14 protein-coding genes are annotated in these 15,563 nt (G+C 62.1%); 9 read left to right on the top strand and 5 right to left on the bottom strand.

Translation table 11 applies throughout. From position 1 onward, the window contains the following. Nucleotides 1–23: 23 nt before the first annotated feature. From L598_RS02310 to L598_RS02300, 3 genes are read right to left on the bottom strand one after another with little or no spacing between them, the layout of a single operon-like run. Nucleotides 24–680 carry an aminotransferase class IV family protein gene (locus L598_RS02310; RefSeq protein ID WP_144859814.1) on the bottom strand — a complete coding sequence of 219 codons (657 nt, stop codon included), beginning with the start codon at nucleotides 678–680 and terminating at the stop codon, nucleotides 24–26. Beyond that, on the bottom strand, nucleotides 629–1,786 hold the full coding sequence (locus L598_RS02305; protein ID WP_186444910.1) for an aminodeoxychorismate synthase component I: 1,158 nt from the start codon (nucleotides 1,784–1,786) through the stop codon (nucleotides 629–631). The genes L598_RS02310 and L598_RS02305 overlap by 52 nt, the downstream gene beginning before the upstream one ends. A 56-nt stretch (nucleotides 1,787–1,842) precedes the next feature. Then, on the bottom strand, nucleotides 1,843–3,612 hold the full coding sequence (locus L598_RS02300) for a M3 family oligoendopeptidase (RefSeq protein ID WP_246658595.1): 1,770 nt from the start codon (nucleotides 3,610–3,612) through the stop codon (nucleotides 1,843–1,845). A 637-nt stretch (nucleotides 3,613–4,249) separates the two neighbouring features. On the opposite strand from L598_RS02300, the gene L598_RS02295 reads away from it, so the two are divergent. Beyond that, the gene (locus tag L598_RS02295; RefSeq protein ID WP_144859808.1) at nucleotides 4,250–6,112 is read left to right on the top strand and encodes a DUF882 domain-containing protein; all 1,863 of its coding nucleotides are present in this window, start codon (nucleotides 4,250–4,252) and stop codon (nucleotides 6,110–6,112) included. Nucleotides 6,113–6,161: 49 nt separating this feature from the next. Here the strand turns inward: L598_RS02295 and L598_RS02290 are convergent, their stop codons facing one another. Both L598_RS02290 and L598_RS02285 read right to left on the bottom strand, forming a co-directional pair. Next, entirely contained in the window at nucleotides 6,162–6,800 is a 639-nt protein-coding gene (locus tag L598_RS02290; RefSeq protein WP_144859805.1) for a 2-dehydro-3-deoxy-phosphogluconate aldolase, read from the bottom strand. Nucleotides 6,801–6,883: 83 nt separating this feature from the next. After that, the gene (locus L598_RS02285) at nucleotides 6,884–7,777 is read right to left on the bottom strand and encodes an N-acetylmuramidase domain-containing protein (RefSeq protein WP_144859802.1); all 894 of its coding nucleotides are present in this window, start codon (nucleotides 7,775–7,777) and stop codon (nucleotides 6,884–6,886) included. Between the two features lie 174 nt (nucleotides 7,778–7,951). Here L598_RS02285 and L598_RS02280 point away from each other — a divergent pair, with 174 nt between their 5' ends. From L598_RS02280 to L598_RS02250, 8 genes are all read left to right on the top strand, one after another. Next, complete coding sequence (locus L598_RS02280; RefSeq protein WP_144859799.1) at nucleotides 7,952–8,881, top strand: rhodanese-related sulfurtransferase; 930 nt, start codon at nucleotides 7,952–7,954, stop codon at nucleotides 8,879–8,881. Between the two features lie 105 nt (nucleotides 8,882–8,986). After that, a complete protein-coding gene (locus L598_RS02275; RefSeq protein ID WP_144859796.1) occupies nucleotides 8,987–9,691 on the top strand; it encodes a tellurite resistance TerB family protein in 705 nt (234 codons plus the stop codon). 265 nt (nucleotides 9,692–9,956) lie between these two features. Continuing rightward, on the top strand, nucleotides 9,957–10,121 hold the full coding sequence (locus L598_RS21340; protein WP_186444908.1) for a hypothetical protein: 165 nt from the start codon (nucleotides 9,957–9,959) through the stop codon (nucleotides 10,119–10,121). A gap of 120 nt (nucleotides 10,122–10,241) precedes the next feature. Beyond that, nucleotides 10,242–10,583, top strand: a complete 342-nt coding sequence (locus L598_RS02270) for a hypothetical protein (protein WP_144859794.1) — start codon at nucleotides 10,242–10,244, stop codon at nucleotides 10,581–10,583. A 290-nt stretch (nucleotides 10,584–10,873) separates the two neighbouring features. Then, on the top strand, nucleotides 10,874–11,620 hold the full coding sequence (gene modA, locus L598_RS02265; protein WP_144859791.1) for a molybdate ABC transporter substrate-binding protein: 747 nt from the start codon (nucleotides 10,874–10,876) through the stop codon (nucleotides 11,618–11,620). Between the two features lie 10 nt (nucleotides 11,621–11,630). Then, on the top strand, nucleotides 11,631–12,314 hold the full coding sequence (modB, locus tag L598_RS02260) for a molybdate ABC transporter permease subunit (RefSeq protein ID WP_144859788.1): 684 nt from the start codon (nucleotides 11,631–11,633) through the stop codon (nucleotides 12,312–12,314). Further along, nucleotides 12,311–13,444 (top strand): molybdenum ABC transporter ATP-binding protein, encoded by a 1,134-nt coding sequence (gene modC, locus L598_RS02255; protein WP_144859784.1) that lies wholly within the window; start codon nucleotides 12,311–12,313, stop codon nucleotides 13,442–13,444. The genes modB and modC overlap by 4 nt, the downstream gene beginning before the upstream one ends. Nucleotides 13,445–13,774: 330 nt before the next feature. Next, a complete protein-coding gene (locus tag L598_RS02250) occupies nucleotides 13,775–15,556 on the top strand; it encodes an SLC13 family permease (RefSeq protein WP_144859781.1) in 1,782 nt (593 codons plus the stop codon). The last annotated feature ends 7 nt before the right edge of the window (nucleotides 15,557–15,563 follow it).

The raw sequence follows: 15,563 nt of genomic DNA, 5'->3' as shown, positions 1-15,563 counted from the left end.
TACGGCAAATAGCGCAGTTGCTCCTAAGACAGAAGCCGTCCCCGGATCAATCCGCGCAACGCGTTGCCGACAAAGACATTTTCCGCATGAAGCAGGTCCTCGCGCCTAAGAACGGCTTCGCGGGCGCGGCCGGTTTCGAGCAGATGCCGGCGCAGCACCCCCGCCAGAAGTCCGCAAGAGAGCGGCGGCGTCATCAGCCGGTCCGCCCGTTCGACAAAGACATTCGTTATCGTCCCCTCGCAGATCTCGTCACGCTCGTTGAGCAGGATGACCTCGGTCGCCTCGCCCGGCGGATATTCCGCACGGGCGGCAGCATAGACGCCGCGTGCCGAAGTCTTGTGACGAAGCTGTGGATCGCCTGAATTGAGCCGCGTTTCGGCAAGCCGGAGCGGCCATACGGTGTCGGAAGGCTGGAGAATGAAATCCTGCAGTGTCATCGTCAGCGTTCCGTCCGGCGCAAGCGCCATGCGGACGCGCTGGTCCGTCGCCGCCGAGATTGCCGCAAGCTTCTCCTCGAAAGCTTCCCGATGAAACGTGAATCCCAGTTCCGTCGCCGAACCGGCAAGCCGATCGAGGTGAAGGGCCTGGAGCGCGATGCCCTTGCCCGGCTCCCAGCGCATGGTCTCGATCAGTTCGAAATCGGCGCCTCGCCCGTGGCGAAACGGCCCTTCAGCAGGCATTCGGCATATTCTCCTTCTGCGGTGGAATCGAAGACCACGCCGCCGCCGACATTGTAGACGGCCTCGCCGCCAGGAAAGAGCGACAAGGTGCGAATGGCGACGCTGAAGCGCATGCGCAGGCCCGGCGCGATCCAGCCGATGGCGCCGCAATAGACATCGCGCGGGCGCTCCTCCAGCTCATGGAGGATTTCCATGGCGCGGATCTTCGGCGCGCCGGTGATGGAGCCGCAAGGGAAGAGCGCGGCGAAGATGTCGCGAATCGTGGCATTCTTCATGAGGCGCGCCCTGACCCGGCTGACCATCTGGTGCACTGTCGGATAGCTGTCGACGCGGAAAAGCTCCGGCACGTCCAGCGTGCCGACCTCGCTGATGCGCGAGATATCGTTGCGCAGGAGATCGACGATCATCCGGTTTTCGGCCTGGTTCTTCGGGTCTGAGCCGAGAGCAGCCTTCAGGCGCTCGTCCTCCTCGCGCGTGTGGCCGCGCGGCATCGTGCCCTTCATGGGCAGGGATTCGATCCACCGGTCGGCATCGATACGGAAGAAAAGCTCCGGCGAACGCGAAAGAACAATCGGGCCGGCGAGGTCGGCCAGCGCGCCATAGGCGACGGGCTGCCGCGCCGTAAGCTGGTCGAAAAGCGTCAGCGGGTCGCCGCCCCAGCGCGCCTCCACGGGAAAGGTGAGATTGGCCTGATAGCAGTCGCCTTCGCGCAAATGGCGATGGACGCGGGCGAAACGGGTTTCGTATTGGGAAAATGCCCAAGTCGCGTGCGGCTCGGCGAGGAAGGAATTGCTGTCGGAATGCGCCGGAATGGCGAAGCGTTCGGCTTCCGCGTCTGGTCCATCGAAAACCCCGAGGCAGATGAGCGGCGCACGGCGTCCTTCCGGAAGAATGGGGCGAAGCTTCGGTTCGAACAGATAGCCCGCCTCATAGGAGAAGTAGCCGGCCAGCCACTTGCCTGCTGCCCGTGCGCGCTCGGCCCGCTCCAGAACCTCCTCGAAATCGGCCGCGCTTTCGGCGACCAACAGTTCGGATGGCGAGCGGAAAAGCACCGCCTGCCCGGCCAGATCGTCGCGGAAGAGGATGAAAGGCGCGGTGATGGTCATGTCCGGGACCTGGAGCAATCCTCTTTACCTTCCGGCCCGCCGATCGGCAGGGCGCCTCAGTTGAGCCCTTCCAGTTCGGTGATCAATCCGTCGATCACCGACAGGCCCTTGCTCCAGAAGGCGGGATCGGAGGCATCGAGGCCGAAAGGAGCCAGAAGCTCGGAATGATGTTTCGTGCCGCCGGCACGCAGCATGTCGAAATACCTCTCCTGAAAACCTTTCTCGGCGTTCTGGTAGACGGCGAAAAGGGAGTTCACGAGACAGTCCCCGAAGGCATAGGCGTAGACATAGAAGGGTGAATGGATGAAGTGCGGTATATAGGCCCAGAAGGTCTCGTAGCCGTCGCGCAGCTTTATCGCGGGTCCCAGGCTCTCGGCCTGAACTTCGAGCCAGAATTCACCGATCAGATCGGATGTGAGCTCGCCCTTGCGCCTCTCCGTATGCACCTTGCGCTCGAATTCATAGAAGGCGATCTGCCGTACGACCGTATTGATCATGTCCTCGACCTTCTGCGCCAGCATGGCCTTGCGCTCACGCTTGTCGATCGTGCGGTCGAGCAGCGAGCGGAAGGTCAGCATCTCGCCGAAGACGGAGGCAGTCTCTGCCAGCGTCAGAGGCGTGGAGGCCATCAGCGCACCCTGTTCGGCTGCCAATACCTGATGCACGCCGTGGCCGAGTTCATGCGCGAGCGTCATCACGTCGCGCGGCTTGCCCATATAATTGAGCAGCACGTAAGGATGGACGGAAGGCACGGTCGGATGTGCAAAGGCACCGGGCGACTTGCCAGGCCGCACCGGCGCGTCGATCCAGTTGCGGTCGAAGAAGCGGCGGGCGATCTCGGCCATTTCCGGCGCGAATCCATGATAGGCGGCAAGCACCGTCTCGCGCGCCTCGTCCCAGCCGATGACCGTACGCGGCGTCTCAGGGAGCGGCGCGTTGCGATCCCAGTGGTTCATCGTCTCCATGCCTAGCCATTTGGCTTTCATGGCATAGTAGCGATGAGACAAGCGCGGATAGGCTTCCCGCACCGCCTTCGCCAGCGCATCCACCACCTCGCGCTCGACGCGGTTGGCGAGATGGCGGGAATCGGCGATGTCGGCAAAGCCGCGCCAGCGGTCGGATATCTCCTTGTCCTTGGCCAGCGTGTTGGTGATGAGGGTGAAGGTGCGGAGATTTTCCTTGAAGGTGGCCGCAAGCGCTTCCGCCGCCTTGCGGCGGATATCCTGGTCGGGGTCCTGCAGCTTGTTCAGCGTCGGTTCAAGGGTCAGTTCCTCGTCGTTAACCTTGAAGCGCAGGCTCGTCATCGTCTCGTCGAAGAGCCGGTTCCAGGCGCTGCGGCCGGTCACGGTCTTTTCATGGAAAAGCTGTTCGATGCGGTCCTCGAGCTGGTAGGGCTTGTCCTTCCTGAGATCGAGGATCCACGGCCGGTAATGGCCGAAGGCCGGATCGGCATCGAGCGCGGCAGCGATCGTATCGTCATCGATATTGTTCAGCTCAAGCGCGAAGAAGAGCAGATGCGAGCCGGCATCGGTCATCTTCTCCTGGACATCGCCATAGAGCTTGGCACGCTTCGGATCGGATGTATTGCCGGCATAGACCAGCCCTGCAAAGGACATGATCCGGCCCATGAGTTCCTCGATCGCCTCATAGGCGCGCACGGCCTCGCCGAGGCGGCCCGCAGCACCTTTCGAAGCTTCGCGGGCCAGCTTGCCTTTCCATTCATTTTCGAAGGCGACGGCCTCCTCGCTGACGCGCTGTAGGTCTGCGGCCAGTTCCGGGCTATCCGTGGCGGGATAAAGATCGGACAGGTTCCATTCCGGCAGCATGCCGAATTCGGACTTGCGGGCGAGTTGACCGGCAGCATTGGTCCTGGCGGGGGCGACCTGACGAGGTCCGCCGGCGGATTCGATCATCGGGCATCCTCTAAGTTCCGGTGAGTCAAAGGGCGTTCACCGGCTTTCTTGAACTGCTGTTTAGGAGACTGTGGCATGTTGGGCCAGTCATTTGGAGACAGCTAGTTCGAATTTTCAAAGATTCCATGTCCGCGCCGCCATTCTCGATAGTCGATGACGATCCAGTCCAGCGCCGGCTTCTGGAAAACGTTCTTTACTCGGCTGCTGTCGTGCATTTATGTCACCTGGACGAACCAGGCCGGCCCGGGCCCGGAATTGGCCACTCCAGCCTTTATCCGAAATTGAGGGAATGGGGCATCGATTCGGAGGAAAGGCGGCCGGAGCGGTTTGTCTGCTGGCCGATTTCGATGGAAATCTCAGCTCGTTCGGGCATTTACGCCCTGTTTACCTAGTAAGACCTGTGGCATTCCTTGCCATTTTCTCGCCATCGTCATACCCCATTGCCGCTTCAATAAGACTGGGTTAACCATTAAGGTTGATACTCGAACGTAACGGAGAGACGTTCGACCTTCGCTCCGGGGACAATCATCGAACCTGCAAGGCCAGGGTTTTGAAAAGCTACGACGTTCCAGTTCGTGAATGGCGCAAGCCGGCATCCGTGTGGTCCAAATATCTGGCCGGGCTGCTTCTTGCGATCACATTCATAGCCTCATCCGCTGTATCGGCCAGTGCGGAAACGCGCACCCTGAAATTCTACAATCTGCATACGCGAGAGCGCGCGGAGATCACCTACAAGCGCAACGGCCGCTACATCCAGAGCGGCCTGACCGAGATCAACCGGTTCCTGCGCGACTGGCGCCGCAACGAGCCGACCAAGATGAACCCGCATCTCCTGGATCTGGTCTGGGAGGTTTACCGCCAATCGGGTTCGCGGGACTATATTCACGTCATCTGCGGCTATCGCGCTCCGGCCACCAACGCCATGCTGCGCAAGCGCAGCAGCGGCGTCGCCAACAAGAGCCAGCATACGCTTGGCAATGCGCTCGATTTTTATCTGCCTGACGTCAAGCTCTCCAAGCTGCGGGCGATCGGACTGAAGATGCAGGCTGGTGGCGTCGGTTACTATCCCTCGTCGGGTTCGCCCTTCGTACATATGGATGTCGGCAATGTGCGCCATTGGCCGCGCATGAGCCGCAGCGAGCTGCTGGCGCTGTTCCCCGACGGCAAGACGATGCATGTTCCCACCGACGGCAAGCCGCTGCCCGGATACAAGCAGGCTGTGGCCGCTTATGAGGCGCGCAAGCGCAGTGGCAGCCCGGTGCAGATCGCCAGCGGTTCCGGCGGCTCGGGCAGGGGCCTGCTTGCCTCGCTGTTCGGCGGTGGTGCGGATGACGAAGAGGATTCCGCCATGGTAGCCTCAGCCGCGCCGGCAGAAGCCGCGCAGGCCCGACCGGCCCGCAGGACTTCGGCTCCGCAGCCGGCAGAGCCGGTGCGGCGCGCAGAGACGCCGGCCGCTCCTGTTGCTGCTCCGGAGGCGGTACCCGAGACACCGGCGGCGATGCTTGCCGCGCTCTCCGCCAGCGATATTCCGCTTCCCAAGGCCGCGCCGCGGCCTGAGACGGAAGCACCCAGGCCGGAAGTCGCCGTGGCCGCTCCGGCACCCGACCAGGTTCCCTTCGCAATCGCCGATGCCGAGACCCTGCCCAAGGGGCCCGTGGACCAAAACGGCGTGACGCTCGCTGCGCTTAACGTGCCGATTCCGACCCGCCGCCCCGACTATACGCCAGAGCCGACGGTGGAGGAGACCCTTGTCGCAGCGGCTTCGGATGAGGAGCTTCTTGCCAAAACGGCAGATAAACCCAATGCCTCCGACGCCATTGCGGAAGTGCTGAAGGCGGAAGACAATGTGATGACCGCCTCGGCGGCCTCAGCCTTCCTGCCCATTCCGTCAATGCGGCCCAAGCCGGATGTGGATGAGGAGATCACGCTGGCGGCTATTCCGGGGTCAAGGCCGGCGGCGATCGCAGCCGAGAGTGCCGAAACCAAGAGCCGGGAAGTGGCTGCTGCCGCCTCGCTGGACATACCGTCAGCGCCGAACAGCCGACAGGTCGGCGCCTCGCAGAGAACGGCGTTGCTGGAGAGCGACAGCGCGACCGAGACATCGGCCATCATCGCCGGCAGCGTCAAGACCACGCAGAAAGGTGCCCGGCCGGACGCGAAAGCGGCACGACCTGACCCCAAGGCCGTTGTCCTTCCCGTGCGGGCGGAGAATGCGCGCTGGGCGTTCAATCCCGAACCGGTCATCCAGAACGGCAACGGAACCAAGATGCCGTCCTTCGAGAGCCCGGTCGTGCGTGCGCCGAGTGCCGTCTACACTGCCGGTTTCCATTCCGGAGAGACGGCCGCCGATGCCTCCCGCTTTACCGGCAGCGCGGTCACGTTCCTGGCGGTGGCCAAGTTCAACACGAACTGAATTTGATATTCCAGCCTTGATGAGGAGGCCCCGCGAGGGGCCGTTTTCGTTATCGACGGAGCCCGCTCGCCTCGCGCGCAAGCGCTTCGATCCTGTCCCAGTCACCTGCCTGGAGTGCATCATCCGGCGCAACCCACGATCCGCCGACGCACACCACATTCGGCAGCGAGAGGTAATCGGCAGCATTTTTCGCTGAAATTCCCCCGGTCGGGCAGAAGCGCATGCCTGCGAAGGGGGAAGCAAGCGATTTCAGGAAAGCGGCGCCGCCCGCCTGCTCGGCAGGGAAGAATTTCAAGAGTGAATAGCCTTCCTCGCGCGCGCCCATGATCTCGCTTGGCGTGATGGCGCCGGGAAGGAAGGGGACAGGCGACGAGGCAGCGGCATCCAGAAGTTCCTGCGTCATGCCCGGGCTGACGATGAATTTCGCACCGGCATCCGTAGCCTCCTGGAAGTCCTTGGCCGAAAGGATGGTTCCCGCGCCGACGACCGCCTCGGGGACTTCCGCCGCGACGAGGCGCACCGCGTCAAGCGCGTCCGCCGTGCGCAAGGTGATCTCGATCGCCGGCAATCCGCCACGCGCCAGAGCCCGGGCAAGCGGCACCGCATCGGCAATCCGCTCTATCTTCAATACAGGTATGACCGGCTGACCCTTGAGCATTGCGAGCAGCGTTTCGGTCTTGTCGCGCATGGGTTTCCTTTCGCGGGGCTTGGATTTGAAAGCGATTTAGCGGAGGCACGGTTGCATGTCCACGAATATGGCCGGTGATCCGATCAGGGGAAAATCCTCCGCAGCAGTTCCGAAAGCCAGGCCAGCCAGCGCTGTCCCGCGTGGCGGAAAGGCATGGCCTGCTGGATGGCTGCAATCGTCGCCGGCCCCGCAATGCCGTCGATAGCAAGACCCTCATCGCGTTGGAAACGCTTCACAGCCGCCTCCGTGGCAGGGCCGAAGCGCCCATCCACCGCGAGCGGATAGCCGAGGGCGGAAAGCAATCTCTGCAAGTCTCGGACCTGTTCTCCGGACGAGCCACGGCGAAGCAGGGTCGGGCTTCCGGCTTCGCCTTTGGCGGGAGCGGAAACCGAGCCCGAGTGAAACAATTCATAGGCTTGCGCCAGCTTCAGATGATAGGTTCCGGCACGATAGTTCGGACCGTTATAGCCGCGGGCGAAAGCGTGCCAGTCGTGTTTTTGCAATACGCCTGCGAGGCCGGCCTTCTCGATATAGGCTAGCATCAGCCGCATCTGACCCGCAATCCCGCTGCGCGCCTCCTCCACAAGTGCTTCCACGCTTGCGTAACCGAGCCAGGTCCAATGGGCTCCCATAACCTGGCCAATGCCCCATGAGGTGGATTCGTAAGCCGCCTTCGGGTCGATTTCGACGGCCTTTGCCAGGAGGCGCCAGCGTTCTGCCTGTGTCGCAGGGTTTGCCACTGCTCCCGCTTTGGGCGAGGCGAGGCCGGCGGCGCGGGCCAGGCGTTGCTTCTCGCCCGTGAGCCGGCGGTGGAAATAGTGGGCCTCGAAACGGATCAGCGGTTCGGGCCGTCCATCGATCATGGCGAATGCGGTGCCGTTGCTCTCGACCTTGGCGACGGCAAGCAGGGCGGCGGGTTCGACACCCTTCCTGTCTGCGGCTTTGGAAATCTCATGGATGGTTTCTGCAGAAAACATGGCGTCCCTCGTTAAATGCCTGCCACTATTCTGACTCCCTGACGCCGGGCGGGGACAAAAACGGGATGGAGCGGGGATGGAGCGGGGCCTTCCCCATCCGGCCAGAGTGCCAGGGCGCGACAGATGCAGCTTCACGCCTTGCAACAAGGCCGTTCCCGGCGTAGAGGCATCGGCATGTCCCAATCCCGCCAGGAAATGCCGGTCACCGTCGCCGCGCTCTACCGCTTTGCGCGCTTTGCCGATTTTGCCGCGTGGCGTCAGCCCTTGCTGGATCTTTGCCGATGCAAGGGCATCATGGGGACGCTCCTGCTGGCGCCGGAAGGCATAAACGGCACCGTGGCCGGCAGCGAAGCGGGGATTGCGGAACTGCTCGCTTTCCTCGAAACTATCCCCGCCTTGGCCGGTCTCGAGGTGAAATTCAGCCGCGCCGCCGAGATGCCGTTCCGCCGCATGAAGGTTCGCCTCAAGAAGGAGATCGTTACCATGGGCGTCGAGGGTGTCGATCCCCTGGCAAGCGTCGGCACCTATGTCGAACCGCGTGACTGGAATGCCCTGATCGCCGATCCTGATACGATTTTGATCGACACACGCAACGACTACGAAACGGCGATCGGAACGTTTCGCGGTGCTGTGGACCCCAAGACCCGCAGTTTTGGAGAATTTCCGCGCTGGGCCGAAGAAAGGCTCGACGAGCTGCGCGGCCGCAAGGTGGCAATGTTCTGCACCGGGGGCATCCGCTGCGAAAAGGCAACGGCTTTTGTGAAATCCCTCGGCATTGAAGAGGTGTTTCATCTCAAGGGCGGGATACTCAAATATCTTGAAACGGTACCCGCCGGAGAAAGCCTCTGGGAAGGCGAATGTTTCGTCTTCGATGAGCGGGTCTCGGTGACGCATGGCCTTGCCGAGGGTGAAGCCGAGCTCTGTCGTGCCTGCCGCCGGCCGCTGACGGCGGAAGACCTCCGTTCGCCGCATTATCACGCAGGCGTTTCCTGTCCGCATTGCCATGATGTGAAGACGGAAGCGGATCGCGCACGCTATGCCGAACGCCAGCGTCAGATAGAGCTGGCCGAAAGCCGCGGCAGCGGTCCGCATATAGGCCGCTGATCTTTTCCGGCGAAGCCGTCATTGCAAAGGGGCACCTGGTTGCCTACCTGAACCGGGCATGTCTGCGGACCGGATCCGTGACCGTCTTTACGCTGGGAGAACCCGATGTTCGATCCGAAAAAGCTGCTGGATGAACTGCTTGGCTCGAAAATGCCGGGCGGACAAGGAACAGTCCGCGACAAGGCCGGAAATGCGCTCGATCTTGCCCGCAACAATCCCTTGGCCACGGGCGCCATCGCCGCTGTTCTGCTCGGCACCGGCCCCGGGCGAAAGCTTGCCGGCTCGGCGCTGAAGCTCGGCGGTCTCGCTGCCATTGCCGGCCTCGCCTACAAAGCCTATCAGAATTATCAGAGCGGTCAGAACCCTGCGGAGCAGGCGCAGAATCAGCCCGAATTGCTGCCGCCACCTTCCAATACCGGCTTCGATCCGGCCGAGGCACCACAGGGCGAGGATGAATTCGCCCTTACGCTGGTGCGGGCGATGATCTCGGCGGCGCGTGCCGACGGCCATATCGATGAGGCCGAGCGCGCCCGGATCGCAGGCAGGCTGAAGGAGGCTGGCATCGATGACGAGGCGGAAGCCTTCCTCGTCTCGGAACTCGAGCGTCCGATGGATCTAGACAAGCTGGTCGCCGGCGCCAAGACCGACGCACAGAGGGTCGAGCTCTACACCGCTTCGCGCCTTGCCATCGACCCCAATACGCGCGCCGAGCGGGGCTATCTGGATCTTCTGGCCGGGCGGCTCAATCTTCCCGACATGCTGGTCGACCATATCGAGGCGACGGTTTCTTCCGCCAAGGTCGAGGCGTAGTCTATCACCGCGGGCCCCAGACTGCCGGGGGCGCCCCCGCGAAATCCCCGACAATCCGCCTGATTTACATCAGGACGCCGGCAGGGCCGGCATGTGGCTACGTGCATAAAGCGTGCCAAACGGAATCGTCCCGATTAGGAGCGTAACCCGCTGGTCCGAAATTCGTTCAAGCTATCTTGTCATATCAGCGAAATGAACGGCGCACTAAGCTACGCCTGCAAGACAGCCTGGGAGAAAAGCAATGTCGGTTGATCGGAATGCCACGGTGACGGCTCATCAGAAAAATGATGACAACAAATGGTACTATCGCATTCAAAGGAACGGTGATGCGGGACCAACGGTCGGGCCGTTTCCTTCCGAGCAGGAAGCGATCCAAGCCGGTGAACGGGCGCTGGCCGCTGTCGTGGATGAAGAAGAAGGCCAAGCCTAACCTTCTCCTCGCAGATGCAGGTGGAGAAAGGCGTCGTCAAATGTCGTTCTCCACACTGCTTCGACCGGAACAATGCTGCCGAGGTCCAAGTTTGTCATGTACGACAAAGGAGACCTCGACATGAAAACACTTGTTAAACTGGCAACCGCAGGCACGCTTCTGCTTTTTTCAAGTGGGTTTACCCTGGCCGAATGCGTGGATGCGGATTCGACGGCGTCCACATCGGCGGAGGTCAAGACGCCTCCCGTCGCCAAGGACGGGAGCCAGGCCCCCCTTGAAGCCGAACCGCGCGCCGATGCTCAGGAAAGCGATGCCGGACCGGCACAGAAGGACGGCGGCACCATGCCTCTGGCTTCCGACGAAGCCGATGACACCAATGATGTCGCTACTTCCCAGCAGGATGTGGAAGCCCAGCAGGAAGGCGAACAGACTGCCGCGGCAAAGACGGACGCCGGCTGCTGAGTCAACGGCGATCCGAGACACCGACCCTTTTTGACGTAACGGGTGCGAGGCGCGTTGCTTTCGCCCGGCTCCCATTCACCTGTTGTCATTGGCGAAGAGGGCGCATAAGGTTCCGCCTGCGCAAAGCCATTGCGCAATTTCGGGGCAGCGCCTGATGGTTGCCTCTGAGCCAAGGGACAGGCTGCATCCGGGGCGCGGATGCCTCTGCCGGACCCACCATCACCAGTAAGCCACGGCCGATCGGCAAGCGGGAGGCCATGTGACCGGCATGCCGGCGAAAAGGACTTGTGATGAAGAAATGGGTTTGGGCGCTGCTCCTGGCTATGATGTCTCTCGGTTTATTGCCAACAGCCGCGCAGGAGCAGATCACCGTATTCGCGGCCGCGAGCATGAAGGATGCACTGGGTCGCGCAGCAAGCGATTTCGAAGCGGAAAGCGGAACGAAAGTGATCGTTTCCTTTGCCGCCAGTTCCGTTCTGGCAAGGCAGATCGAGGCGGGTGCGCCAGCGGATGCCTTTGTTTCGGCCGATCAGGACTGGATGGAGTGGCTGGCAGAACGCGATCTCATTAAGCCGGAAACGCGCCGGCTGATTGCCGGAAACGCACTGGTGATCGCCGTCGCCGAGGGAACCGAGCAGGTGTCGGAGCCGGGCGAGCTTCTGAAAGAGGGCCGCTTTGCCATGGGCGATCCGCGCCATGTGCCTGCCGGCAAATATGCCGAGTCGGCGCTGGAGAAGCTCGGGCTTTGGGAAGATGTCAAGGAGAATGCCGTTTTCGCCGAGAATGTTCGCGTGGCGCTCGAATTCGCCAGTCGTGGCGAAACCAAAGCGGCTATGGTCTACGGCTCCGATCTGAAGGCGGCGAAGGGGCTGGTCCTGGCCTATAGCTTCCCGGCCGGAAGCCACGATCCGGTCGTCTATCCGGCTGCCGCCACCAGGGACGGCAAGGCGGAGGTCGTCGAATTCCTCGACTATCTTTCCGGCGAGAAGGGACAGGCGATCTTCGAGGAATTCGGCTTCTCCAGGGTCGAGCATTGAGCAGAGCGTGATGGAGGAAAGTGCTGGCGCGATCGTTCTTCTTTCGGCCAAGGTTGCCCTTACTGCGATCGCGGTTGGGCTGGTTCCTGCTTTCGCCATTGCCTGGCTCCTGGCGCGGCGCGACTTTCCCGGCAAGGGCCTTGTGCAGGCTGTCGTCACCATGCCGCTTGTCCTGCCGCCGGTGGTGACAGGCTATCTGCTTCTCCTGCTCTTCGGTTCGCGCGGCCCGCTCGGACGCTTCTTCGAGAGCGTGTTCGGGCTGAGTTTCGCCTTCCGCTGGACTGGTGCAGCGCTCGCAGCCGGGGTGATGGCCTTCCCACTGCTTGTCCGGCCGATCCGGCTTTCCCTGGAAGCGATAGATCGTGGCCTAGAGGAGGCAGGGCATACGCTCGGCGCTTCGCGGCCGGTCGTGTTCCTGACCGTGACATTGCCGCTCGCATTGCCGGGCCTGCTTGCCGGGGGCGTTTTGGGATTTGCAAAGGCGCTCGGCGAATTCGGCGCGACAATCACCTTCGTTTCCAACATTCCCGGAGAAACGCAGACCCTGTCGCTCGCTATTTACACGCTGTTGCAGACGCCGACGGGCGATGCCGCTGCTCTCCACCTCATTATCGTTTCTGCCATATTGGCGGTGGCGGCGGTGCTGTTTTCCGAATGGATAGCGCGCCGCATGCAGCGGAGCAGCAGGCAGTGAGCGGCCTCGACGTCGATATTTCCGGCAGGATCGGTGCGTTTGCCATATCCGCCGCCTTTCAGGCCGAATCCGGCATAACCGCGCTTTTCGGACGTTCGGGGGCGGGAAAGAGCACGATACTCAAGATGATAGCCGGTACGGCACGGCCGACGAAAGGTCGGATCGTTGCGGCGGGGCGTGTGCTTTTCGATTCCGCGCGCGGTATCGATCTGAGACCGCCGGAACGTCGGATCGGTTTCGTTTTCCAGGACGCGCGGCTTTTTCCGCACATGTCGGTCCGGCGCAACCTGACCTATGCCCGCTGGGCCGGACGCAGAAAGGCGACGCGCCCCTTCGACGAGGTCGTGGCGCTGCTGGGGCTGGAAAATCATCTCGACCGTTCGCCCGCCACGCTTTCCGGCGGCGAACGCCAACGTGTGGCGATCGGGCGGGCGCTGCTTTCCGATCCCGCACTGCTCCTGATGGRCGAGCCACTTTCGTCTCTCGATCGCGAAAGGCGTGGCGAGATCTTGCCTTATCTCGAGGCCATCCGGTCGGAGACGCGCATTCCAGTCCTCTATGTCAGTCACGAGACCGCAGAGGTTGCACGCCTTGCCGATACGGTCGTGCTGATCGATGCTGGCCAGGTCTCGGATGTCGGGCCGGCTGCCAGGATCTTCGGCCTCCTCGACCTGGACATGCAGGCCGGCGAGGCGGGGGCTCTGCTGGAAGGCGAGGTGAGCGCCTTCGATGCGGAATATGAAATGGCCAATGTAAGGATGGACGGAGGCTGCATCGAGCTGACCGGACGGGATTTCCGCGTCGGTGACCGTGTTCGACTTCACGTGCGGGCATCCGATGTCGCTCTGGCGCGTTCAATCCATGACGGTCTTTCGATCCGCAACCAGATTCCGTGCATTGTCGATGAGATCGGCAGGCATGATGGTGCTCATGTCATGGTTGCGCTCAACATCGGGGACCAACGCATACTGGCGTGCCTGACGCGCAAATCGGTATCCGAGCTCGGCATCGCGAAGGGCGACCGCATGGTGGCCCTGCTCAAATCCGTTTCCATTGAAACACCGCGCCGGAGCGCTGGCCAGGTTGATGCGACTTCCGGCCGGAAAGCGTCACAAGGCGAGGAAGGGTAAAAATTGCGTTAACCATTCCTCAACGAATCGGGTACAGTCTAAAAGCATCGGATCGGCTTTTCCTCCTCCCAAGCACGGTTCGAAAGGGGCGGCCCGCCAGCGCCGCCCCGGCTTTTGTAAGCTGCTTAACCTTATTGACGGATGAACTTTTGCTGCCGATCATTCTGGCGGCCACGGCGGAACATTTGCAAACCCGCGGAGTTTAGCCCGTTGCGCCAGTTCGGAGGGGACCAGATGACGTTCTTGAACATCGATCGTCAGGGAGAGCCGGCATTTCCCGTCGGAGCGTCATGGCAATTCTCACAGCGCTGGAATGGGGCCGCCTGCTGAATGGCAAGCCTGTTCGCCGGCTATGAAGCGCATGTTTCCATTCTTCTCCTTCTGGGCCTGTTCGCTGCCTTCGTCCTGGAGCGATATCCGCCGGAAGTGACGGCGGTTTGCGGTGCCGCCCTGTTCATCGTACTGGGCTTTGTGCCTACGGCGGAGGTGATGACCGTCTTTTCCAATCCCGCTCCGATCACCATTGCCGCCATGTTCGTGCTTTCGGGCGCTCTGGTGCGGACGGGTGTGCTGGAGGCGGTCGCCGAAGGGGTCATCAGCAAGGCCTCCGAACGACCGAGGCTCGCCATCATCATGTTCGTTGCGGCGACGATTCTCGCTTCCGCCTTCATGAACAACACGCCGGTCGTGCTGATCCTGATTCCGATCGTCATCCGGCTGGCAGATGCAGTCGGCGTTGCCCCGACACAATTGCTCATTCCGCTTTCCTATATGGCGATTCTTGGGGGTACCTGCACGCTCATCGGAACTTCGACCAATCTGCTCGTCGATGGTGTTGCCCGCCGCAACGGAATGGAGCCGTTCTCCATCTTCGAGATCACGCCGGTTGGTATTGTCGCGGCATTGGTGGGCGCAGCCACGATGCTGCTGCTCGGCCGTTTCCTGCTACCGGACCGCAGGAGTGAGGCCGAGGAGACTTTGGCCAGCGAGACGGAATTCCTCTCGGAGGTAACGATTCGCAGGAATGCCGACGATCTGGCCGGCAGGAAGATCGGCGACATCGCCGTCTTCAAGCGTCCAGGTCTCAGGATTGTCGGCTTGCGAAGCGGCGGCGAAGTCATGCGCACCAATTTGTCGAAGCGGGTCCTGAAGAAAGGCGATACATTGATCGTCTTCGGAACGACGTCGGAATTGCTGACCCTCAACGATGATCGCCGCTTGCGCATAGGCTCGCGGCGGGGAGCGGGGGCTGCGGCCGACACCATCATGGTCGAGGCGGTGGTGGCGCCGCTGAAGGCGAGCGTGGGCCAGCGCATAGCGGACCTGACTCTTGGCCGCCGCTATGGCGTTCGTATCCTCGGCGCGCATCGGCACCGCCATATACCCGGCCCCGATCTCGACAATGTGCGTTTGAGACCTGCAGACAAGCTGCTTCTGGAGGGGCCGGCGGAAAGTTTCGATGCCCTGACGGCGGAGGCCGATCTGGTCTCCGTCACGCGTCCGAGCGGGCGTGCCTTCCGGCGCCGCAAGGCGCCGATCGCGATCCTCGCGCTTGCCGCCGTCGTATTGCTAGCCGCCTTCAACTTTCAGGACATCGGTATTCTCGCCATGCTCGCGGTCGCAGCCATTCTGCTGCTGCGCTGCATCGACGGAGACGAGGCGTGGGATTCGATCGACGGTCCGATCCTGGTCCTGATCTTTGCCATGCTGATAGTAGGCGTGGGTCTGGAGAGCACCGGGGCAGTCGAACTCATCGTCAACAGCCTGACGCCTGTTCTGTCGTCCTTGCCGCCGCTGGCAACATTGATTGCGATCTATTTCGTGACTTCGGCCCTGACGGAACTCGTGACGAACAACGCCATAGCCGTGCTGCTAACCCCGATCGTCATTGCACTCGCCGACCAGATGGGGGTTGATCCGCGCCCATTTGTGGTGGCGGTCATGTTCGGCGCCAGCGCCAGCTTTGCGACCCCGATCGGCTATCAGACCAACACGCTCGTTTACGGCGCTGGGAACTACCGCTTCTCGGACTTCCTCAAGATCGGCATCCCCATGAACATCATCGTCGGCGCGGCGAGCGTTGCGGCGATCTGGTTCTTCTTTCCGATGTGACGGACGA

It is taken from the genome of Mesorhizobium sp. J18, from assembly GCF_007829525.1.
Lineage (GTDB): Bacteria > Pseudomonadota > Alphaproteobacteria > Rhizobiales > Rhizobiaceae > VLJP01.
This window is presented reverse-complemented; position numbering and strand designations above follow the sequence as displayed.

Bases quoted from the DNA above. Each gene is read 5' to 3' on its own strand.
- L598_RS02310 (WP_144859814.1), bottom strand. From the start codon at position 680: ATGCCTGCTGAAGGGCCGTTTCGCCACGGGCGAGGCGCCGATTTCGAA.
- L598_RS02305 (WP_186444910.1), bottom strand. From the start codon at position 1,786: ATGACCATCACCGCGCCTTTCATCCTCTTCCGCGACGATCTGGCCGGG.
- L598_RS02300 (WP_246658595.1), bottom strand. From the start codon at position 3,612: ATGCTGCCGGAATGGAACCTGTCCGATCTTTATCCCGCCACGGATAGC.
- L598_RS02290 (WP_144859805.1), bottom strand. From the start codon at position 6,800: ATGCGCGACAAGACCGAAACGCTGCTCGCAATGCTCAAGGGTCAGCCG.
- L598_RS02285 (WP_144859802.1), bottom strand. From the start codon at position 7,777: ATGTTTTCTGCAGAAACCATCCATGAGATTTCCAAAGCCGCAGACAGG.
- L598_RS02280 (WP_144859799.1), top strand. From the start codon at position 7,952: ATGTCCCAATCCCGCCAGGAAATGCCGGTCACCGTCGCCGCGCTCTAC.
- L598_RS02275 (WP_144859796.1), top strand. From the start codon at position 8,987: ATGTTCGATCCGAAAAAGCTGCTGGATGAACTGCTTGGCTCGAAAATG.
- L598_RS02270 (WP_144859794.1), top strand. From the start codon at position 10,242: ATGAAAACACTTGTTAAACTGGCAACCGCAGGCACGCTTCTGCTTTTT.
- modA (WP_144859791.1), top strand. From the start codon at position 10,874: ATGAAGAAATGGGTTTGGGCGCTGCTCCTGGCTATGATGTCTCTCGGT.
- modB (WP_144859788.1), top strand. From the start codon at position 11,631: ATGGAGGAAAGTGCTGGCGCGATCGTTCTTCTTTCGGCCAAGGTTGCC.
- L598_RS02250 (WP_144859781.1), top strand. From the start codon at position 13,775: ATGGCAAGCCTGTTCGCCGGCTATGAAGCGCATGTTTCCATTCTTCTC.